Annotated in this window: 23 protein-coding genes, 1 other RNA gene, 1 pseudogene and 1 riboswitch; of the genes and pseudogenes, 22 read left to right on the forward strand and 3 right to left on the reverse strand. The window is 54.5% G+C overall.

Annotated elements, in window-relative coordinates:
- Nucleotides 1-20: 20 nt before the first annotated feature.
- The 3 genes from FMM01_RS02215 (at nucleotide 21) to FMM01_RS02225 (ending at nucleotide 4,528) form a co-directional block, all read left to right on the forward strand.
- Nucleotides 21-1,193, forward strand: a complete 1,173-nt coding sequence (locus tag FMM01_RS02215; protein WP_150391580.1) for a peptidoglycan recognition protein family protein — start codon at nucleotides 21-23, stop codon at nucleotides 1,191-1,193.
- 111 nt (nucleotides 1,194-1,304) lie between these two features.
- Nucleotides 1,305-3,899 carry a bifunctional lysylphosphatidylglycerol flippase/synthetase MprF gene (gene mprF, locus FMM01_RS02220; protein WP_223849991.1) on the forward strand — a complete coding sequence of 865 codons (2,595 nt, stop codon included), beginning with the start codon at nucleotides 1,305-1,307 and terminating at the stop codon, nucleotides 3,897-3,899.
- Nucleotides 3,900-3,922: 23 nt separating this feature from the next.
- Nucleotides 3,923-4,528: a class I SAM-dependent methyltransferase gene (locus FMM01_RS02225; protein WP_063516128.1), complete on the forward strand. Its 606-nt coding sequence runs from the start codon at nucleotides 3,923-3,925 to the stop codon at nucleotides 4,526-4,528.
- Here FMM01_RS02225 and FMM01_RS02230 read toward each other — a convergent pair.
- Nucleotides 4,518-5,387: a PucR family transcriptional regulator gene (locus tag FMM01_RS02230; protein ID WP_150391582.1), complete on the reverse strand. Its 870-nt coding sequence runs from the start codon at nucleotides 5,385-5,387 to the stop codon at nucleotides 4,518-4,520. The two genes, FMM01_RS02225 and FMM01_RS02230, sit on opposite strands and share 11 nt — an antisense overlap.
- Before the next feature lie 67 nt (nucleotides 5,388-5,454).
- Here FMM01_RS02230 and FMM01_RS02235 point away from each other — a divergent pair, with 67 nt between their 5' ends.
- Complete coding sequence (locus FMM01_RS02235; protein WP_150393224.1) at nucleotides 5,455-5,982, forward strand: nucleoside deaminase; 528 nt, start codon at nucleotides 5,455-5,457, stop codon at nucleotides 5,980-5,982.
- A gap of 114 nt (nucleotides 5,983-6,096) precedes the next feature.
- Here the strand turns inward: FMM01_RS02235 and FMM01_RS02240 are convergent.
- A pseudogene (locus FMM01_RS02240) lies at nucleotides 6,097-6,360 on the reverse strand (winged helix-turn-helix transcriptional regulator); the annotation flags it as partial.
- Nucleotides 6,361-6,513: 153 nt separating this feature from the next.
- On the opposite strand from FMM01_RS02240, the gene ffs reads away from it, so the two are divergent.
- The 11 genes from ffs (at nucleotide 6,514) to FMM01_RS02295 (ending at nucleotide 13,785) form a co-directional block, all read left to right on the forward strand.
- An RNA gene (gene ffs, locus FMM01_RS02245) (signal recognition particle sRNA small type) lies at nucleotides 6,514-6,611 on the forward strand.
- Between the two features lie 87 nt (nucleotides 6,612-6,698).
- Nucleotides 6,699-8,540: a DNA polymerase III subunit gamma/tau gene (dnaX, locus tag FMM01_RS02250; RefSeq protein ID WP_150391583.1), complete on the forward strand. Its 1,842-nt coding sequence runs from the start codon at nucleotides 6,699-6,701 to the stop codon at nucleotides 8,538-8,540.
- A 1-nt stretch (nucleotide 8,541) separates the two neighbouring features.
- Nucleotides 8,542-8,850, forward strand: coding sequence for a YbaB/EbfC family nucleoid-associated protein (locus FMM01_RS02255; protein WP_035440599.1), 309 nt, complete (start codon nucleotides 8,542-8,544; stop codon nucleotides 8,848-8,850).
- Between the two features lie 8 nt (nucleotides 8,851-8,858).
- Nucleotides 8,859-9,458 carry a recombination mediator RecR gene (recR, locus tag FMM01_RS02260; protein WP_027828837.1) on the forward strand — a complete coding sequence of 200 codons (600 nt, stop codon included), beginning with the start codon at nucleotides 8,859-8,861 and terminating at the stop codon, nucleotides 9,456-9,458.
- 3 nt (nucleotides 9,459-9,461) lie between these two features.
- Nucleotides 9,462-9,716, forward strand: a complete 255-nt coding sequence (locus FMM01_RS02265; RefSeq protein WP_027828836.1) for a YaaL family protein — start codon at nucleotides 9,462-9,464, stop codon at nucleotides 9,714-9,716.
- 69 nt (nucleotides 9,717-9,785) lie between these two features.
- Nucleotides 9,786-10,430 carry a dTMP kinase gene (gene tmk, locus FMM01_RS02270; RefSeq protein WP_146994825.1) on the forward strand — a complete coding sequence of 215 codons (645 nt, stop codon included), beginning with the start codon at nucleotides 9,786-9,788 and terminating at the stop codon, nucleotides 10,428-10,430.
- Between the two features lie 14 nt (nucleotides 10,431-10,444).
- Nucleotides 10,445-10,774, forward strand: a complete 330-nt coding sequence (locus FMM01_RS02275) for a cyclic-di-AMP receptor (protein WP_063516124.1) — start codon at nucleotides 10,445-10,447, stop codon at nucleotides 10,772-10,774.
- On the forward strand, nucleotides 10,774-11,775 hold the full coding sequence (holB, locus tag FMM01_RS02280; protein WP_150391584.1) for a DNA polymerase III subunit delta': 1,002 nt from the start codon (nucleotides 10,774-10,776) through the stop codon (nucleotides 11,773-11,775). Before FMM01_RS02275 ends, holB begins: the two co-directional genes overlap by 1 nt.
- A gap of 25 nt (nucleotides 11,776-11,800) precedes the next feature.
- A complete protein-coding gene (locus FMM01_RS02285) occupies nucleotides 11,801-12,154 on the forward strand; it encodes a DNA replication initiation control protein YabA (protein ID WP_223849992.1) in 354 nt (117 codons plus the stop codon).
- On the forward strand, nucleotides 12,141-13,034 hold the full coding sequence (gene rsmI / locus FMM01_RS02290) for a 16S rRNA (cytidine(1402)-2'-O)-methyltransferase (protein ID WP_063516123.1): 894 nt from the start codon (nucleotides 12,141-12,143) through the stop codon (nucleotides 13,032-13,034). The genes FMM01_RS02285 and rsmI overlap by 14 nt, the downstream gene beginning before the upstream one ends.
- Before the next feature lie 10 nt (nucleotides 13,035-13,044).
- Nucleotides 13,045-13,785 carry an acyl-[acyl-carrier-protein] thioesterase gene (locus FMM01_RS02295; RefSeq protein ID WP_150391585.1) on the forward strand — a complete coding sequence of 247 codons (741 nt, stop codon included), beginning with the start codon at nucleotides 13,045-13,047 and terminating at the stop codon, nucleotides 13,783-13,785.
- Between the two features lie 48 nt (nucleotides 13,786-13,833).
- On the opposite strand, the gene FMM01_RS02300 is transcribed toward FMM01_RS02295, so the two are convergent.
- Entirely contained in the window at nucleotides 13,834-14,829 is a 996-nt protein-coding gene (locus FMM01_RS02300; protein ID WP_272868978.1) for an asparaginase, read from the reverse strand.
- Nucleotides 14,830-14,982: 153 nt separating this feature from the next.
- Nucleotides 14,983-15,079, forward strand: a riboswitch (THF riboswitch).
- A 39-nt stretch (nucleotides 15,080-15,118) separates the two neighbouring features.
- On the opposite strand from FMM01_RS02300, the gene FMM01_RS02305 reads away from it, so the two are divergent.
- The 7 genes from FMM01_RS02305 (at nucleotide 15,119) to FMM01_RS02335 (ending at nucleotide 20,677) form a co-directional block, all read left to right on the forward strand.
- Complete coding sequence (locus FMM01_RS02305; RefSeq protein WP_027828828.1) at nucleotides 15,119-15,652, forward strand: folate family ECF transporter S component; 534 nt, start codon at nucleotides 15,119-15,121, stop codon at nucleotides 15,650-15,652.
- Between the two features lie 24 nt (nucleotides 15,653-15,676).
- On the forward strand, nucleotides 15,677-16,417 hold the full coding sequence (gene tsaB / locus FMM01_RS02310) for a tRNA (adenosine(37)-N6)-threonylcarbamoyltransferase complex dimerization subunit type 1 TsaB (RefSeq protein WP_150391587.1): 741 nt from the start codon (nucleotides 15,677-15,679) through the stop codon (nucleotides 16,415-16,417).
- Nucleotides 16,401-16,958: a ribosomal protein S18-alanine N-acetyltransferase gene (gene rimI / locus FMM01_RS02315; protein WP_027828826.1), complete on the forward strand. Its 558-nt coding sequence runs from the start codon at nucleotides 16,401-16,403 to the stop codon at nucleotides 16,956-16,958. Before tsaB ends, rimI begins: the two co-directional genes overlap by 17 nt.
- Nucleotides 16,951-17,997 (forward strand): tRNA (adenosine(37)-N6)-threonylcarbamoyltransferase complex transferase subunit TsaD, encoded by a 1,047-nt coding sequence (gene tsaD, locus FMM01_RS02320; protein WP_027828825.1) that lies wholly within the window; start codon nucleotides 16,951-16,953, stop codon nucleotides 17,995-17,997. Before rimI ends, tsaD begins: the two co-directional genes overlap by 8 nt.
- Before the next feature lie 173 nt (nucleotides 17,998-18,170).
- Nucleotides 18,171-18,494, forward strand: coding sequence for a PTS sugar transporter subunit IIB (locus FMM01_RS02325; protein WP_027828824.1), 324 nt, complete (start codon nucleotides 18,171-18,173; stop codon nucleotides 18,492-18,494).
- A gap of 78 nt (nucleotides 18,495-18,572) precedes the next feature.
- On the forward strand, nucleotides 18,573-19,187 hold the full coding sequence (locus FMM01_RS02330; RefSeq protein WP_150391588.1) for a metallophosphoesterase: 615 nt from the start codon (nucleotides 18,573-18,575) through the stop codon (nucleotides 19,185-19,187).
- A gap of 86 nt (nucleotides 19,188-19,273) precedes the next feature.
- Nucleotides 19,274-20,677 carry a bifunctional metallophosphatase/5'-nucleotidase gene (locus tag FMM01_RS02335; RefSeq protein ID WP_150391589.1) on the forward strand — a complete coding sequence of 468 codons (1,404 nt, stop codon included), beginning with the start codon at nucleotides 19,274-19,276 and terminating at the stop codon, nucleotides 20,675-20,677.
- Nucleotides 20,678-20,680: the final 3 nt, after the last annotated feature.

Genomic DNA, 20,680 nt, shown 5'->3' on the forward strand with positions numbered 1-20,680 from the left:
ACTGGAGGAGGAAATTCATCTTGAAGAAACGGTATTTATTACTCAGTTTAGCCTGCGCGGCCATCCTGGGGACAGCAGCCTTGCCCAAAATGGCCCAGACTTGGTCCTACCGCAGCGACGCCTTGATTCAGCCCGTCGCGGTGGACAATCAGTTTATCAACGATCAGCATTTCAGCAACCCGCCGATCATCGCCAAACCCACGACGTTCACCCATATGAACGGTTATCGCAACGGTGTTGGCAAGCCGGAGGGGGTCGTCATTCACGAAACCTCTGATCCCGACATGACCTTGGATGAAGAAGTGACCCGGATGCAGACGGAATGGCAGAAGCGGGAAGCTTACGTCCATGCTTTTGTGGACCATAGCGAAGTGGTCAATATTCACCCGACGGATTATGCGGTATGGGGCGCTGGCTACTTTGCCAATCAGCGGTTCATTCAGATCGAACTCGTTGAGGAGCATAACGCGCAGGATTTCGCCCAATCCGTGAATAACGACGCGTATTACGTCGCGACTTTGCTGAAGAAATACAATTTGCCGGCCGTTTTGGCTGATCACACTGGCCAGGGAACGATTTGGTCCCACAATGCGGTATCTCAGTGGTTGGGCAACACGAACCACACCGACCCGGAAGCATATTTTGCTTCTTGGCATTACAGCATGGATCAGTTTGCCGCACTCGTGCAGCAAAAGTTAGCAGCCATGAATGGGACAGCCTATGACACCGTGGCGACGAAAGAGGCTGCCACAGGTAATGCGCTGGTTACCGGCACTGCCACAAAGTACTATCTGACGGACGCCGGCTTCAAGCCGGCTGGCAGCAGTGCGGCTTTGAAGGGCCAAACCTACCGGATCACCGCAAAAGCAACAACGACCCAAGGCGCGACCATGTATCTGCTGGCGAATGCTGCGGGTGTCGGCCAGTTCTGGCTGCCGGCCGCGGGCATGGAGATCGGTAATTCGGGCTCAGGCAGCACCGGGAACCAGGCATTCCGCGGCGTCGGCCGGATCAACTACGTGCCGGGTTACGGCATTGCCGTCTGGCGCAATGACGGCAGCCGCATCGCGGGCAAGTATTTAGCCCACGGCAGCGCCTGGCAGCTTTATGCCAAGAAGACCGTGAACGGCGTCACTTGGTATAATCTGGGCGGCGACCAGTGGATCAGCGGCCAGTACGTCGTCTTACAATAATGTTAGGGGATACCGTGTCTGCGACAGCGTTTGCCTGGGCACGGTATTTTTGTCTGACCTAAAAAGTACGTTATAATGAACCACGATAGAAACAGAGAGGGGAACACCATTGTGCGGAATTTCTGGCAAAAGCTGACCGGCTTCGCCAAATTGCATAAGACGATTTTGAAGGCCATTTTTGTCATGTCCGTCATCGTCTTCGTCATCATTGAAGTCGGCCGGATCGGGCAAGATGTCGATCCAGTCCAATTACAAGAATATCTGACCAACCAAAGCTTGGGCAGCGTCCTCAGCATGCTGGTGTTGGGCCTCGTAGCGGTCACACCAATGCTGAATTATGATTTTGTGATCCAAGAGTTTCTGCCAGAGCGGGCAGAAACGAAGTATATCCTGAAATCGGGCTGGGTGGTCAACACGTTCAACAACCTGATCGGGTTCGGGGGCGTCCTGGGGGCGACGATGCGAGCCACGTATTACGGCAAGCATGCCAGCCGGCGGCAGGTGATTTTTGCGGTCTCAAAGATCGCATTATTCCTGCTGTCCGGCCTGTCCGTCTGGTCGCTGCTGGCCTTGGTTGAAATGTACGTCTTCGGTATTGGCCGAGAGTTCACGCAATATACGATTTGGCTGATTGGCGGCGGGTTGTATTTTCCGATCCTGCTTGGCTTCACGCATTTACGGGAGTCGGAGTTCTTTGCGGATCTGCCTTTAGCCCGGGAAATGCGCTTGACGCTGGGTTCTATGCTGGAATGGGGATTTGCCGGGGGCTTTTTCCTGTTCATCGGCTATCAGCTGGGCTTGACCCATTTGGCGGCGGTCTTCCCGCTGTTCATGATCGCCAACGTTGTCGGGATCGCCTCCATGGTTCCTGGGGCCATTGGCAGTTTCGATGTTTTCATGATCATGGGCTTGTCGGCGGTGGGCGTTGATCCTAGTATCGCTGTGGTCTGGCTGCTGTTCTACCGGGTATTTTATTACCTGGTACCTTTCGCGATTGCCGTCGTAATCTTTGTCCAGGACATGGGCAAGCGGATCAACGATTACCTCCAGGGCATTCCCATGCAGCTGCTGTCCCGCGGGGCGCATCTGGTTTTTACGATTTTGCTGTATTTCACGGCGATCATGCTGTTGATTCTGGCCACAATGCCGAACTTTGCTTTGCAAAATCATGTGCTTCATTCATTTCGGCCGTACACCTTAGTCTTTTTGGGCCGGGCGGCGAACATCGTGATCGCCTTTATGCTCATGGGCTTGGCTCGGGGCATCGCCAACAAGTCGCGCAAGGCTTACTGGCCAACGATCATCATTCTGATTTTAGGGATGATTACCACCTTACTGAAGGATACTTCCTTGAAGACGATTATCTTCCTTGGCGTCATGATCATTGTGACGCTGCTTTCTCGCCGGGAACTGTACCGGGAACGGATCCAGTTTGCTTGGGGCGACCGGCTCTTCGATGGGGTGATCTATATTGCCGCCTTCGTGGCCTACGCTGTGGCCGGGTTCTATAATGCGCCGAACATCCATCACCGCCGGCCGGTGCCGACCGCCTGGATCTTCCCTAGCTGGCGATTGTATCTATCCGGGCTGATTGCTATGTTTATTGCCATTGTGACGGTGTACTTGGTGTTGAAGTACCTGTCCGTGGGCGGGGATAAACTGGACGCCGGTTTTGATGCGGACCGAGTGAAGGCCGTGATCGATCAGTACGGCGGCAACCTGGTATCTCACTTGGCCTTCTTGCGGGACAAGTCGATCCACTATTACCAAGTCGATGGTCAGGATCAATTATTCTTCATGTATCGAAAAAAGGCCGATAAGATCATCATCATGGGCGAACCGGTGGGGAATCAGGACTATCTGGTGCCCGCCGTCGAAGAATTCATGAATGAGGCGGACAAGCTGGACCTGTCCTTGGTCTTCTATGAAGTATCCGAAGGGTTCACCATGCAGATGCACGATCTGGGTTTTGATTTCATGAAGTTCGGCGAGGAAGGGTTAGTCGCTTTGCCAGACTTCAAGATTTCCGGCAATCACTTCAAGGGTGAACGTTCACTGATGAACCGTTTCAAACGGGAGGGCTACACCTTTGACATCATTCAGCCCCCCTTTGACGACAAGACCATGGCCCGGCTGCAGGAGATCTCAGACAGTTGGCTGGCTGGCCGGGAAGAAAAAGGCTTCTCCCTGGGCTTCATGGACCGCTATTACTTGGAACAGACCCCGGTGGCCGTGATTCGGGATAAGGACGGCCAGATGATTGCCTTTGCCAATTCAATGCCTGCCGGCAGCAAGGAAACCACCAGCATTGACTTGATGCGCCATATGGCGGATGCACCGTCCGGAATTATGGATGAAGTGTTCATTAACCTGTTTTATTGGGGCCGGGATAATGGCTACCAGTATTTCAACATGGGTATGGCGCCGCTTTCCGGCGTGGGAACCAACAGTTATGGTTTCCTGGAAGAGCGGGCCGCCCACTTGATTTATCAATATGGTTACCGTTTCTACGATTTCGGTGGCCTGCGCAGTTACAAGAATAAGTACGTGACCAAGTGGGTGCCGCGATATGTGGTCTACTGGCGGCGCAGTTCTGTCCTGTTCACCATGCTGCAGATCCTGCTGATCGTGAATAAGAAGATCGATCCCCAGCTGTATCAGGCCGGGATGTATCAACCGCAATTCTTTGGCCCGCATAATGTCTAGTTGGCATAGAAAGAAGGTTTACCATGGCTGACCATTATTATTCTGTCGATCCGGCCAGTGCCCATGATCGGCATACGTTTGACGCCACGCTGCGGGGGATTCCCTTCCGTTTTGTGACCGACGCCAGTGTCTTTTCGAAGGAGCGGGTGGATTTCGGCAGTCAAACGCTGATCGATACGGCGGATCCCGCCGTCTGGCCAGCGGGGGCAATTCTGGATCTGGGCTGCGGCTATGGCCCGATTGGCTTGACCATGGCTGCTTTAGCTCCCCGGCGGGAAGTGGACATGACGGACGTGAACGAACGGGCTTTGGGTCTGGCGGTGGAGAATGCCGCGGCCAACCACATTCACAACGTTCATATTTTCCCGTCCAGCGTGTACGATGCGATTGATGGGCGTTATGCCGCCATTTTGACCAATCCGCCGATCCGGGCGGGGAAGGATGTGGTCAATGCCATCTTGACGGGAGCGGCGGACCACTTGGTGGAAGGCGGCCATTTATTAGTCGTGATTCAAAAAAAACAAGGCGCCCCGTCTGCGAAGAAACGCATGACGGCCGCCTTTGGCAACTGTACGGTGCTGAAACATAATAAGGGGTATCAAATTCTGGATAGTGTGCTCATTCGATGAGCAGGAGATAACACAGGGTCAAGTGATCCATGTCCCGCAAGGACCAGCCGGTGAGTTCCTGAAATTTATCGATCCGGTACTGCAGCGTATTCCGATGCAGATACAAGGCTTTGGCGGCGCCGGTCATATTGCCCTGATGCTGGTACAAGGCGATAATCACCTCGGCATATTCCGGCATTTCGGCTAATCGGGTGCGCAGCGTTTCATACACCGTCGATTGGGCCCGCATCGGTGCGGTGAAATAGGCCAAGGATTGGCTGGCCAGGTCGCTTTGCGGCTTGGTTGCCTTGACCCCGGCAAAAATCCGCTGTTCCTCCGCAAAAAGCTGGGGCAGCGGATCTTCTGCTTGCCAGAAGTTGCCGACGTAAATCTGAATGTTGGCGTAAAAGTCGGTCTCCATCGCCGCCAGTACCTGAGCGAAATCGGCCAGGGTCTGGTGATCCGGATTCTTAGTACTCAGCGGTTCGATCAGCAGGGCATAGTGATCATCGACCCAGAAGTGGGCCAGCAGGTTGTCGAACATGCCGATGGCGGCTTCAAGAAAATCAGTTTTGCTGACACTGGCGTCTTTCATGGTGACCCGCAATTGCACCACCCGCAAGCCGGTGAACCGGGCGGGGGCTTTGCTGGTCTGGCCGGTCAAAAAGGCGTACCAGGGATTTTGTACCGGCGTCTCGTCATCTTGCGCCAACGTTTCCAACAGCGTCGCCTCGCTGCGGCTCAGGGGGTTGCGGTCGATGGCAATGTACCCCTGCTTTTCCGGCAGGGGAAGGGATAAATAACGGGGATCAGACAAGGGCTGATCGACCACGAGAGCGGTGGGATAAATTCGTTGCCAGTCGGCAGCATCAAGGGGCATAGCGGGTCTCCTTTCCAGTTGTTACAATGTCTTCAGTGTACCATTTTTAATAATTAAGGAGTGGACGATCATCGCGTTTACGGAGGATGAAATTCAGTATTTCATGGGCGAAGCGCTCAAAGAAGCGGATGCCGCGCAAGCTTTAGGCGAAGTACCGATTGGCGCCGTCATCGTGGCCGACGGCGGCGAAATCATCGGCCGGGGGCACAATTTAAGGGAAGTCAATCACGACGCTACCGCCCATGCCGAAATGATTGCGATCCATGAGGCCTGTGCCCGGCGCAGCAGCTGGCGCTTGACCCATGCCAGTTTGTTTGTGACGTTGGAACCGTGCCCGATGTGTGCCGGGGCAATCATCAACGCCCGCTTGGATGCGGTCTATTATGGCGTCCCGAACCCCAAAGCAGGCAGTGCTGGCACCTTGATCAATCTGCTGGACTTCCCCGGCTATAATCATCACGTGCCCACTTATCCCGGTGTCCGGGAGGGGGAGGCGGCCGGCCGGATGAAGGCGTTCTTCAAGCGCATTCGAGATGAACTGAAAGCTGCCAAGCGGGCCGCCCGGGCAGCGGGGACCGACGATCGTCAGGCATGACTGGGTGTTTCGGCGGGCAGGCGGATATTGTACGGGGGGGGGGGTCACGGCCAGCTGCTGGATCCGTTGTTCGCCCCAAGCGCACATGGCGTCAATGATCGGCATCAGGGATTGACCGAGAGCGGTGAGCGCATAACAGACTTGCGGCTGGGCGCCAGCCCCAGTGTACCGGGTGATCAGCTGATCCTCAACGAGTTCCCGCAACTGGCTGGTCAGCACTTTGTGGGATACTTTGGGCAGCAGCCGCATCAGTTCATTGAAACGGTACGGGCCGTGGTAGTGCAGATTGCACAGGATCACCGTTTTCCATTTACCGCTGAACATTGCCAGCGTGAATTCCTTGGCGCAGCCGTTCTTGGACAGTTTTACGCACGACATCGGTCATCGCAAATTCCTACTTTCCAATTATTTTTTTGGACTCTGATTGAGTATAAGATGAGCCAAGATGGCTGGCAAGGGCGGTCGGCTGGGCTTCCTTCCCAGCTGGCGGATTTTTGCCTTTGCGCCGGATTTTTGCTATACTAATTAAGCCGCAAGGCCTTAAGGCAATGACAGTCTTACGAAGCGTGTCAGGTCCGGAAGGAAGCAGCACTAAGTACGTATTGTCATGTGCCTTTTGTTTTATAGAAATTTAACTGTGGCTGGGGCGGATTCATTCTGCTTCAGCCACTTGACTATCCAGAGATTTTTTAACTAGGCAGAAAGGACGGCTGGCAATGGCTTATCAGGCGCTGTATCGGGTGTGGCGGCCCCAGCGATTCGCTGATCTCGTGGGGCAGGAGACGGTGACCCAAACGCTGAAAAATGCGCTGATCACCGATCAAATCAGTCATGCCTACCTATTTACCGGCCCCCGCGGGACCGGGAAGACGTCCGCGGCGAAGATCTTAGCTAAAGCGGTCAATTGCCGGTATCGAGAAGACGGAGAGCCTTGCAACAAGTGCGAGACCTGTCAGGCCATCACCGCCGGCCGGCTGGGTGACGTCATCGAAATTGACGCGGCCTCAAATAACGGCGTGGACGAAATTCGGGATATCCGGGACAAGGCCAAGTACGCTCCCACTGTGGCCGACTACAAAGTGTATATTATTGACGAAGTGCACATGCTGTCGACCGGGGCCTTTAATGCCCTGCTCAAAACCTTGGAAGAACCGCCGGCGCATGTGATTTTTATTTTAGCCACCACCGAAGTGCAAAAAGTCCCGGCGACGATCATTTCCCGGACCCAGCGCTTCGACTTTAAGCGGATCGCCACCGAGACCATCGTGGCCCGGATGCACTATATTTTAAAGGATATGCAGATCACCTTTGACGACGCGGCCTTAGAACTGATTGCCAACGCGGCGGCCGGCGGGATGCGAGATGCACTGAGTATTTTGGACCAAGTCCTCTCCTTTGGTGCCGACCACGTGACGCTAGCCAATGCGCTCACCGTCACCGGCTCCTTGTCTGGCGATACGCTGACGAAGTATTTGCGGGCCGTCAACGCTGGCGAAACGGGGAATGGTTTAACGATCGTCCAAACGGAGCTGGCCGCGGGGAAAGACCCGAATCAGTTCATCACGAACCTGCTGATTTTTCTGCGGGATCTGCTGCTGTACCGGCAGGATCCCCATTTGGCCCGCAGTTTCTACGCGACCCAGGATCCGGCCGCCTTTGCCGAGCTGATCAAACAAATTGACGATACGCGGGTCTATCAGATGATCGACGTGCTGACGGATGTGCAGGAACAATTACGCCAAACGACCCATCCAGATGTCTATTTGGATGTACTGACAGTGAAATTGGCGACCCTCAGCCAGACCGTCGCTGGGCCAGCGGCGGCCCCGGCGGCTCAATCGGCACCCGCGCCAGAGGCGCTTACTGAGACGATCAAATCCCTTGAACAGCAAGTGGCGGCCTTGCAGCAGGCAGCGAAGGGCGGCGCGGCGCTGGCTGCTGGGCCAGCGGCGGCCGTTAAGCGCAAAGCGCCCCAGCGGCATACCAAGGTCCATGTGAATCTGGAAGAGATCAACACGGTCCTGGGGCAGGCCACTCGTCAGAATCTAGCCAACTTGCAATCGATATGGGGTGATCTGCTGAATATGCTGGATGTTGGCCAGCGGGCGATGCTCCATGTGGGTACCAAACCGGTGGCCGCCAGTCCCGAGGCGGTTGTGGTATCCTTTGATTATCCGATGATGTTTGAGCGAGTGGCCAAGGATCAAGTCTTGCGGGAACAAGTCGAGGCCGATTTGAACAAATTGGCTGGCAATCCGATGCACGTCTACTTCGTGCCCAAAGAACAATGGCCGCAGATCCGTAAGAATTATTTGCTGGCTCATCCGGTGGGCAAGAAAAAGTCTGGCCGGCCTGCTCCCGGTGACGCCCCGACGTCAGCGGCGGCCAGCCCCGCGACGGCCAGTGCTGCCCCCGCGGCGGCGCCAGCCAATCCCCTGGTGGACAAAGCCAAGGCCTTGTTCGGCAGTTTTGTGGAAGTCGATAATGGTTCAAACAAACAGACAGCATCCTCAGACAATAACCAAAAACAAACAGATGGAGTGAAGACAAATGGCTAAAATGCCCAATTTTGGCGGCGGCAACATGCAGAATATGATGCGCCAGGTACAACAGATGCAAAAAGAAATGACCGCGGCCCAGGACCAGCTTGATAAGACCGAATTTACTGGCAAGGCCCCAGAAGATATGGTGACGGTGACCTTTACCGGCAAACACGAAATGACTGATATTCAAATCAAGCCCGAAGCGATCGATGCTGATGATCCCGATATGCTGCAAGATCTGATCATCGCCGCCGTCAACGACGCCGAGAAACAGATCAAACAGACGACAGACAGCACCATGGGCCGCTTCGCTAAAGGAATGTAAGGCGCATGCTGCAATATCCGGAACCCATTGCAAAATTGATCGACAGTTATATGAAATTACCCGGGATCGGTGAAAAAACTGCTACTCGGTTGGCCTTTTTTACCCTGGATATGCCCCAGGATGAGGTGGATGAATTTGCCCAAGATCTGCATGATGCCAAGACCAAACTGCATTTTTGCTCGATCTGCGGCAACATCACGGACCAGGATCCCTGTGTGATCTGTTCTGATCCGTCCCGGGATCAAACCCGAATCCTAGTCGTGGAACAGCCTAAAGATATTATGGCGTTGGAACGGATGAATGAGTATCACGGTTTGTATCATGTCCTGCATGGCGTTTTGTCGCCTACGACGGGCAAAGGACCGGAAGATATTAATATCAAATCGCTTCTGACCCGGCTGCAGCAGCACACGGAAGTTAAAGAGGTGATCATTGCCACCAACGCGACGCCGGAAGGGGAATCCACGGCGATGTATCTGGCCCGGCTGATCAAGCCGGCCGGCATCAAAGTGACCCGGCTGGCCTATGGTCTAGCGGTGGGCAGCGATATTGAATACGCAGATGCCATGACCTTGATCAAGGCAGTGGAAGGCCGACAGGAGATGTAGCCCATGTTTAAGCAGCACAAGTTACGTGCGGAATTCGATGCCGCTCTGTTGGCTGAAATTAATGTGATCCGGGAAGAGTGGCAGCGGGAACAGCACATCGCCAACGCGGCGGTCCCCACCGCTTGGAGTGACGAGAGCGATGTGCAGATCTTGAAGGCGCGTTACGAACTGTTATACAGCGAGGCGCGCCGCCGGCATTTGCATTCCCATACCATTGCCCCGGGACTCATCAGTCATTTTACGGATACATTTAATTAATTGACCGGGTTGTGCCGGTCGTCGTGATACAATAAACTTATGGCTAACCAGAAAGAAAGAAGGAATAACGTGAACGGATTATTTATTTCATTTGAGGGACCAGATGGTGCCGGCAAAAGCAGTATGCTGCAACAACTCGTACCTGTACTAGAAGCGCATTCAGACCACTCAGTGGTTTTGACGCGTGAACCCGGCGGCAGCCCGATTGCGGAACAAATCCGCCACGTTATTCTGGATTCGAACAACACCGACATGGCGGCCAGTACTGAGGCACTGCTGTATGCCGCTGCCCGCGCTCAACATCTGCATGATGTGATCCGGCCGGCTTTGCGGCAGGGCAAGATCGTTTTGTCTGATCGGTATGTGGATAGTTCTATTGCCTATCAAGGTGCCGGCCGTGAGTTAGGGACCGACGCCGTGGCGGCCATCAACCGGTTCGCGACCAACGGCACGATGCCGCAATTGACTGTGTACGTTGATGTGCCGCCGGCGGTGGGCATTGCCCGTATCCAGCATTACCGCGCCCAACCGGAAGATCGGTTGGAAGAGGCTGGGGCGGCGTTCCATGACCGGGTCCGCGCTGCCTATCAGGCATTAGCGCACCAAGAGCAGCAGCGCATTGTCACGGTGGACGGCACCCAGCCGATCCAAACAGTCGCGGATCAGGCGTGGGCTATTATCCAGCAGCGGTTTCCGGCATTTTTTAACATCTGAGAGGAGAGACCAGCATGAAATTGATCATGGCGATTGTCCAAGACAAAGATAGCAACATGCTCCAGAATGAGTTCATTGACGCCAATATTCGGGCGACCAAGCTGTCGACGACCGGCGGCTTCTTAAAATCGGGGAACACCACGTTCATCATCGGGATCGAAGACGAACGTGTGGAGGAAGTGCTGGCGCTCATCAAGAAGACCTCTCATGCCCGGGAACAATTCATGACTCCGCCGGTCAGCATGGATGTGACTGGCGACAGCTCGCTGTCTTACCCGATCGAGGTGCAAGTGGGCGGCGCGACAGTCTTTGTCCTGCCGGTTGAGCAGTTCCACCAGTTCTAATGCCAGCCGACACGCAATGGGCCGTGACCCGGTTGCAGCCCACCTTGGTCCAGCATTTCAATACGCTGATCAAGGATGATAAACTCGCCCATGCTTATCTGTTCAGCGGAACGCAAGAAAGCGGCACAACCGCCCTCGCCCAGTGGGTCGCGTTGCGCCTTTTTTGCAGTAATATACAAAATGACCAGCCCTGCGGCCAATGTCCTCACTGTCGGCAGGTGTTGTCCGGCAACCACCCGGATTTTTTGAAGATCGTTCCCACCGGCGCGACGATCAAGGTCGATGATATTCGCTATTTGCGCCAAGAAATGACTCGGACGGGGTTGGAACAATCCCGTCGAATCTTTGAAATTGACCAAGCCGATCTGCTGACGCCCGGGGCGGCGAATTCCTTACTGAAGTTTATTGAGGAACCGCCAGGGCCGGTGCTGATCATTTTGGTGAGTGAGCAAAAGCAGCGATTGCTGCCGACGATCCTGTCCCGGGTGCAGGTCATTGATTTTCCGCCGGTTAGTGCGGCCCAAGTCGCCGATAAATTGACTGAGGAGGGACTCAGCCCAGAGTTAGCCCCATTATTCAGTGCGTTGGGGACGTCGGTGACCACGGCCCGGGAATTGGCAACAGACAAGAATTTGACGCCGCTCATTGAGACTGCCTGGCAGTGGCTGACAGCAGTGGGGCGCGGCGATTGGCAGGCATTCATTCTGGTCCAAACGCGAATCATGCCGCTGGTCAAGGACCGGCCAACGCAGAACTTATTCCTGGATATTCTGATCACAGCGTTTCAAGATATTCTCATGGCCCAATATGCCCCTGCGCTGCCCGGTCATTTTCCCCAGCAGCGGACGCAATGTACGGCGGTGGCTCAAGCTTTGCCGCCGGCCGTCATGACCGCCGCGGTCAGCGATGCCTTGGCGGCCCAGCGCCGGCTGCAGGGCAACGTGGGCTTCCAAGGCTTGCTCGAACGCTTAACGGCGCAAATACTCAGTTCTCTAACGTAAGCGGGATATAAGAAAGGTGACGCAGGTGACTGAACAAGAAGTTGAAAAACAGGATCTGTATCGCGAATTAATGGCATTGAAAGAAAGTGCGGAAAACACCCTGGCACTGGCCAATAAGATGACGGACGAGGTGGCGGATCTCACAGAGAAAAATGCCGAACTCCGCATTGAAAATGTCAATTTGCGCAACCGCTTGGAGGAATTAAGCCGGCCCGAGGGCGATAAAAATCAAACCAAGGAAGGCCTTTCCAAGTCGAAAAAGAACTTAGAAAAGTTGTACGAGCAGGGCTATCACGTGTGCACAGTGATGTATGGTTCCCGCCGCGAAAACAACGAAGACTGCGCCTTTTGTTTGGATGTTATTTATGGCGAACGATAACGCAGTCCAGGTCCAGCGCAGTTTCGGTGAGCACACCACTGGGACGCTGTATCTGGTGCCCACCCCCATTGGCAATCTGAGCGATTTCTCGCCTCGGGCGGTGGATATCCTGCGCGGGGTTGATCTGATTGCGGCTGAGGATACGCGCAATACTCAGAAGCTGCTGACGCATTTCACCATTGATACCCGGCAGATCAGCTTCCATGAGCACAATACGCAAGCCCGGATTCCCGTTTTGCTGGCCCGTTTGCAGCAAGGGGAGAGCATCGCCCAGGTTTCTGACGCGGGGATGCCGGCCATCAGTGATCCGGGGCAGGAACTCGTGGCCGCTTGTGTGGCCGCTGACATTCCGGTGGTGGCGCTGCCTGGACCCAATGCCGGGATGACCGCGCTGATTGCCTCCGGATTAGTCACCCAGCCCTTTGCCTTCATTGGTTTTTTGCCGCGGAAGAGTCAGGAGCAGAAGAAGTTTTTGACCGAATACGCCCAGTTGCCGATGACAACGATCTATTATGAATCACCCATGCGAATCGCCAAGACATTGGCTCGCTTTGCGGAAGTGGTGGGCGGTGAGCGGAAAATCGTGGTCGCCAGGGAAGTGACGAAGAAGTTCGAGTCTTACATCCGGGGAACCGTCGCCGCAGTGGCTGCCTGGGTTGCGGATAACTCGCCTAAGGGCGAAATGGTGATCATTTTAGCCCCGCCCGCAGCCCAAGCGGAAACAGTCACCTGGTCGGGGGAAGCCGTTCGGGCGGCAGTCCAGGATCGGGTGGCCCATGGCGAGAAGCCGACGACGGCGGCCAAGGCCGTCGCCAAGGAAAGCGGTTGGCACCGCCAGGACGTGTATCAAGAATATCTTGCTGAACAGGAAAGAAAGTAGGTAATGCCGAATGGCCCTAATTTGGTCTGAACACTATACAGTCCCGTACTTCATGGTCAATACTCGGGAAGAGATCCATTTATCCAGTCTGATGGAAATTTTGATCATGGCGTCGGAGCATCAAACGGAAGCGCTTGGTGTCGGCGAAGATAAAACCCATGCGCATGGTGTCGGCTGGGTCATTACGCAGTACCACATGACGTTTACCCGCCTGCCTAAAGTGGGCGACAAGCTGGAATTGCGCACCGCGGCGTCCAGCCGCAACCGGTTCTTCTGTTATCGCGAGTTCTGGGTGCTGGATGATCAGGGTACTGAATTGGCCCATGTCACGGCGACCTTTGTGATGATGAGCTTTAGCACCCGCAAAATGGTGCCGATCATCGATGAATTAGTGGCTCCGTTCCACACCAAGGAAGAAAAGACGGTCTTGAAGTTCCCCCGGATCAATAAGATGGATTACACGGATGCTTTGATGAAGCCTTACCGGGTGCGGTACCAGGATATCGATTCTAACCATCACGTGAATAATGTGCATTATTTCGATTGGATGATCGATACGCTGCCGTTGGATTTTGTCCTGCATCATGCGCTGAAGCAAGTCGATATTCGCTATGAACGGGAGATTCAATACGGCGACACGGCGGAATCCTTGTATCTGGCGGATCCGGAAGATGCGTTAGCAACCCATCACTTGATTCGGCACAATGACGAAATGAATACTGAGGCCATTTTGCATTGGGCTGAAGATTGATCGATACAAAAATGGCAGCCGCACGGGCTGCCATTTTTGTATCCAAGATTATGAAAAGGCGTTGTTCACATAATGGTGCAGAGTTTCGCCCTGCATCCCGTTGCTCAGGCCGACCAGCAGCTTGATCCGGGCCTTTTGCCCGTTCAGGCCGCGACAGAAAACCACGCCCATTTTCTTCAATTCCACACCGCCGCCTTCGTAGTCGTAAACGTCTTCGGCGATGCCGTTGAAGCAGCGGGAGACCAGGACGACTGGGATATCGTGGGCCAGCAGGCGGCGCAGGGCCGGCAAGGTGGCTGGGGGCAGATTGCCAGCACCGAGGGCCTCAATAACGAGTCCGCGGGTGGTGGGCTGATCAATGGCGTCGAATAAATCGCCATCCATTCCGGCAAAGGCCTTCAATAAGTAAACGCCGCCGATGACATGGTCAATGTCGCAGACGGTTTGCTGGATCAATTCTTGAAAGAAGTTCACGTGCTGCTTAGAAATCAAGCCGATGGGGCCAAAGGTCGGCGTGCGGAAGGTGGCCACGTTAGTGGTATGGGTCTTGGTCACAAACCGGGCGGTGTGCACCTCGTCGTTCATGACGACCAAGACGCCTTTGCCCCGGGCATCATCGGAATTAGCGGTCCAAACGGCACTTTGGAAATTATGCAAGCCGTCGCTGCCAATTTCATTGGCCCCGCGCATTGCACCGGTGACGACGACTGGAATGGTGTTGGGCAATGTGAGATCCAAAAAGTAGGCGGTCTCTTCCAGCGTATCCGTTCCGTGGGTGATCACCACGCCGTCAATGCCTTCATCGTTTTCCGCCCGTACGATCCGGTTGCGCAATTCCAGCATCCGTTCCGGGGTAACATGGGGCGAGGGCAGATTGAAGATTTCCTCGGTAATCAGCTGCAGCTGATGATGGAACATGCCTTCCATATCCACATCGGCTACTAACGGATTTTCATCATTGGGCTGTAAATCACCGCTGGCATTGGCCGACATTGAAATCGTACCGCCAGTATGCAGGACCAGAATTTTTTTCAATTGGTTGATCGCTCCTTGTGTGAGATTGTTTTTAGCGTACTCGCTTTTGGGGGTGAAGGGAAGAGGGCTGGTCTCTCCTAGCCTCTAACCGGTCGGCTGCGCTCTCTGCTTGCTTTTGCAAATTATATGTTGCATGATATAACACGTATTTACAATAAAAAATACGGAGTAGGCCCCACGCGTTAAGTGCCGCAGGAACGGAATGTGAACTGCGGCTGGAAAAGCATTAGCTTGCGGTGTTGGGGCCGCATTCGCCGCAAGATTTCTTTGCGACAGCTCCAGTAGGGAGATGTCAGACATGACAACACAACATTCCTGGAAGCTCACCACACGCCAAATTATTTGGCTGGCAATTCTGATGGCCGTACAACTGGTATTGGCTAAAATCAGCGTCGGCAGCGATTCATTGGTCAAGGTGGGTTTTGGTTTCATTGGTACCGCACTATTGGGTTATTTCTTCGGACCGTTCTGGGCAGCTTTCGCCAGCGGCGCCGACGATATCATCGGGTTCTTTCTCGGCGGCGGGGGGATTTTCTACTTTGGCTTCACCCTGTCGGCGATTATGGCTGGAGCGTTATACGGCTATTGGCTGCATAATCGGCCGGTCGAATGGCGGTATACGATTCTCGGGGTGGTGAGTGTGACGATCATTGTCAATATGCTCATGAATACCCTCTGGGTCCGGTTCATGTACCAAACCCCATGGCCACTGCTGATTTCTTGGCGGTTGCTTAAGCAATTCATTTCTGCCCCGATTCAGATCGTTATTCTGTATTCGGTGCTGAAAGTATTGGTGCGGGTACCAGGGACGGCGCAGTTGCAAAGTAAATAAATGGATTGAGGGGAGTCGAAGGATTTGCGGGTTTTAGCAATTGATACAGCGAATCAGCCGTTGAGTGTCGCGGTGAGTGAAGACGAGACAGTGTTGGGGACGGTGACGCTGAATATGCGGCGGACCCATAGCCAAACGCTGCTGCCAGTCATCAGCGAGCTGCTGGAGCACACAGAAACACCGGTTGAACAACTGGAACGAATTGCTGTCACCAGCGGTCCGGGGAGTTATACCGGGGTGCGCATCGGCGTGACGACAGCCAAGACCTTGGCCTGGACGTTGGGTATTCCGCTGGTGGCAACAACCTCGCTGCAGCTGCTGGCCGGTAATGTGGGGGCCGCTGATCCGCGGATGATCATGCCGCTGATCGACGCGCGCCACGAGAACGTTTTTGCCGGGGTATATCAGTGGGTCCCTGGACAGGAAGCCACGGGGCCGCAAAATGTGCTGCTGCCCCAGCATGAACCGCTGGCTGAACTGTTAGCTGGTGTCGCGGCCTTGCAGCAACCGGTGATCGTGGTTGGGAACATCCCAGTTGCGTACCAAGAGCATATCCGCAGCGTCTTGGGCGACCGGGCCGCCTTCGCGGAACCCTTGGCTGCTTTACCCAAGACCAGCCGGTTGGCGCTGTGGGCGCCAGCGATGACGCCGGTGGCTGATCTGCATGATTTTGTACCCACCTACTACCGCCAGACACAGGCCGAGCAGGAATGGAGGCGACACCACCATGATGAGGGACATGCACCCTATGTTGAGGAAGTTTAAGTCCTGGTTCGGACGCGCCGAACCGCTTGACGTATTGCAATTTACGGAGCAGCCGGTCACGATCAAAGATGTCACCTACCGGATGAAAAAGGCGGTGGAGGCCGATATTCCTGCCATGCTGGCAGTGGAACGGCGAATTTATGCCGGCCGTCAGCCCTGGGATGCCCGCGCCTTTCACTCAGAACTGCGCCGGTACGACAAGGCATTATATTTGAATATTTTCCATCAAAGCGACCTCGTGGCATACATTGGCACTTGGTTTACGCCCAACGAAGCGCATGTCACGAATCTGGCGGTTGATCCAGATTGGCAGCGGCGCGGCTTGGGCCGCTTTTTGTTGACGACGATGATTGAGCGGGCCAAGACAGCGGAGATGCCGAAGATGACCCTCGAAGTACGGGTGGATAACGCCCCGGCCATTGCCCTGTATCACGCCTTAGGCTTTCGCGATGGGGCCATCAAGCCGAATTACTACATTGCCGATCAGATGGATGCGCGAAATATGATTTTGACCATTGAATCAGAGAAGGAGGCTGAATAGCTCTGTGCGTGAATTAATTCTCGCCTTTGAATCCAGTTGTGATGAAACCAGTGTGGCGGTGGTTGAAAACGGTACGAAAATCTTAAGCAACATCATTGCCACTCAAATTAACAGCCATAAACGCTTCGGCGGGGTCGTGCCGGAGGTGGCCAGCCGCCACCATGTACAGCAGATTACCCGGTGTACGGAAGAGGCGATGACCGAAGCCGGCGTGACCTATGCTGATTTGACCGCTGTCGCGGTGACTTATGGACCGGGCCTAGTGGGTGCGCTGCTGATTGGCGTGACCGCGGCGAAGACGATTGCTTTCGCCCACCACTTGCCCTTGATCCCGGTCAACCACATGGCCGGTCATACCTATGCGGCCAGCTATGTGGCGCCGTTCCATTTCCCGTTGCTGGCATTATTGGTCTCGGGCGGTCATACGGAGCTGGTTTATATGGCCAGCGCCTACGACTTTCAGATCATCGGCGACACCCGGGACGATGCTGTGGGCGAAGCCTACGATAAGATCGGCCGCGTACTGGGGATTCCCTATCCCGCGGGCAAGCCGGTGGATGAGCTGGCTCATCAGGGCCAAGATACGTTCCATTTCCCCCGGGCGATGATGGAAGAACATAATCTTGACTTTAGTTTCTCCGGATTGAAGAGTGCCTTCATCAACACTGTCCATCATGCTGAACAGGTGGGGGAGACGCTGAACAAGGCTGACTTGGCTACCAGTTTTCAGGACGCTGTCTTGGACATTCTGGTGGGCAAAACATTACGGGCACTTCAGACCCATCCGGTCCATCAATTGGTGATTGCCGGCGGTGTGGCAGCTAATCAGGGGTTGCGGACACGCATGCAGGCGGAATTGGCTAAGCTGCCTGATCCGCCTCAGTTGCTTATCCCGCCGTTACGGCTGTGCGGGGATAACGCCGCCATGATCGGTGCAGCGGCCCATGTGGCCTACGCCCAAGGTATTCGCGGCGACCTGACTCTCAATGCCGATCCCAGCCTGTCGTTTCCCCTCAGCAAAGAAACAAGTCCTGTATAAAATAACACGCAGCCCATTAACTGCGACGCTGCGGTAAGCGTGACCACTACGGACTGTAGTCATGTTTTCAATTGGTCTAAAATAACGTTTAGTTGACATGAAACGCTTACGCGTGTATTCTTAAAGAGTCAAGAACGAATCACTCTTGAGATAACGAAAAGGAGATTATTACAATGGCTGAAAATGAAAAAACAATCATGTTGGTTTGTGCGGCGGGGATGTCCACTTCCATGTTAGTGCAGCGCATGGACGCAGCTGCTAAGAAGGATGGCATTACAGCGAATATCTTCGCAACGGGTGCTTCTGACGCTGACAACAAGTTGGCTGAAAACAACGTCAATGTGCTGCTGCTTGGACCGCAAGTTCGTTTCATGAAGGATCAATTCGTTAAGAAATTGGCTGACAAGAACATTCCGGTTGATGTCATCGACATGCGCGCTTATGGCATGATGGATGGCGAGACTGTTTTGCAACAAGCCATGAAGCTGATTGGCTAATTAATCGTTATCTGGCCTCCCACCGGTTCCTGCCGCTGGGAGGTTTTGTTGTATCATAGAACAAAAGGAGCCATGCATATGCAGTTTGTGATCAGCGACACCCATTTTTATCACAGCGACTTGTTGGGGGATAATGACTTCGCGCCCCGGGATTTTCCCACTGTCGAAGCGATGAATCAGCAGATGATCACCGCTTGGAATGATCGGGTGAGTGATGCCGATACAGTTTATGAACTCGGGGACATCGCGCTGCGGCCGAAACACTATTTAACGCCGGCTGATGTGGCCGCCATCTTGGCGCAGCTTCACGGGCATATTGTGCTGATCAAGGGCAATCACGATTATCGCGACCTGTTCAAGTACTTAGCCCAGCATAACCCGACCATGCCCGATGGCCGGCCTAAATACACTTTTCATGATGTGGGCATCATCGTGAAATACGATCATAATCAGTATTTTCTGACCCATTATCCGCTCTTCTTCGGCATCACCCATCAGACTTACAATTTGCACGGACACATCCACCACACGATGATGCCTTACGACACCAACATCAACATCGGGGTAGATGCGCCGGAACGGCAGTGGGTCAAACCGCCCTTGCCCTTTGGGGCACCCTTGACGTTTGCTGAGGTCGAGCAGATGATTGCAGGCAAACACGCCTTTTTGGCCCAGCAGAAAAAGCAAGGGTAAGGCGCTTCCAAGAATCACCGGGCGTTGCTTGGCGGCAGCGGGCACGGTATAGTGGAGCTAATCATGTTTATGGAAGAGGAATAACGGTGCAGGAAACCATCCATTTATTACACACGAATGATCTTCATTCCCATTTTGAAAATTGGCCGCGGATCACGCGCCAGCTGGCGGCCCGCAAAGCCCATTGGCGGTTGGCCGCAGGGACCCACACGGTATTGACTTTTGATATCGGTGACGCCATGGACCGGGCCCACCCGCTGACCGAGGCCACGAATGGGCAGGCCAATGTGGCGATGCTGAACAAGGTCGGCTATGATACCGCCACGATCGGCAACAACGAGGGGATTGGCAATTCGCCCCATGTCTTGCGCCATCTTTATGACCAGGCTAACTTCCCTGTGGTTTTGGGCAATTTATTCAGCGACCGGACGACTCAAAAACTCGCCCCTTTTGCTGTGGATCATGTGCTGCTGCACTCGGCGGGCGGCACCCGGATCCTGGTTTTGGGCTATACGGCGCCGTTTTTGACCACGTATCACGCGAATGGCTGGTATCCAGAACTCATCGGTGAGGTGCTGCCCCGCCAGCTCCATGCCTTTGCTGGGCAATACGATGTCTGTATTCTTTTGTCGCATTTAGGGATCGAAATGGATCGGTACATTGCCGCTCATTATCCCCAAGTGGATGTGATTTTGGGAGCGCATACCCATCATTTGCTGCCTCAAGGCGAGATGGATAACGGCGTCCTGCTGGGTGCCGCCGGCAAGTGGGGCGAGCACGTGGGCGAAATGGAATTAAAACTCGCCGATCACCATGTGACCAGCAAGCGGGCATGGGTCTATGATACTGTGGATCTGCCCGCTGAGCCGGCGGATGCGGCGCAGATCAAGGCCTGGGCCGATGAGGGGCATCATTTGCTGCAGCAGCATCAAATCGCTCGCCTACCCCAGGATTTTCCCATTGATTACAATCATCCGTCGCCCATGCTGGACCTGGCACTCAAGGCCTTGGCTGAATATACCGGCACCGAGGCGACCATCCTGAATGCTGGCCTCTTTCTGACTGGTCTGCACCAGGGCATTGTCACGGCGGATGATCTGCACACACAGATGCCGCACCCGATGCATGCGATGAAGGTCACGCTGAAAGGGACGGATCTGTGGCGGCTGGTTCGCGAAATGGAGAAAAACCGCGGCTTCCTGCGCCGATTCCCATTAAAGGGGATGAGCTTCCGCGGTAAAATCTTTGGTACGATCGGCTACCGGGGCCTGTCTTTTGACGCAGCCAGCCGGACCGTTTACTGGCAAGACCGGCCGATTGACCCTGACCGAGAATATACCGTGGGTACGCTTGATCATTACTTATTCGTCCCGTTTTTCCCAACCATTGAGATCATGGGCGATAATCAAATCATGTTCCCTGACTTTTTGCGGCAAATTGTGGCCCGCTATTTGACCAAACACTATCCAATTGAGTCAGAAGGGGAGTGAACA

This window comes from Schleiferilactobacillus harbinensis (assembly GCF_008694105.1).
Classification (GTDB): Bacteria; Bacillota; Bacilli; order Lactobacillales; family Lactobacillaceae; genus Schleiferilactobacillus; species Schleiferilactobacillus harbinensis.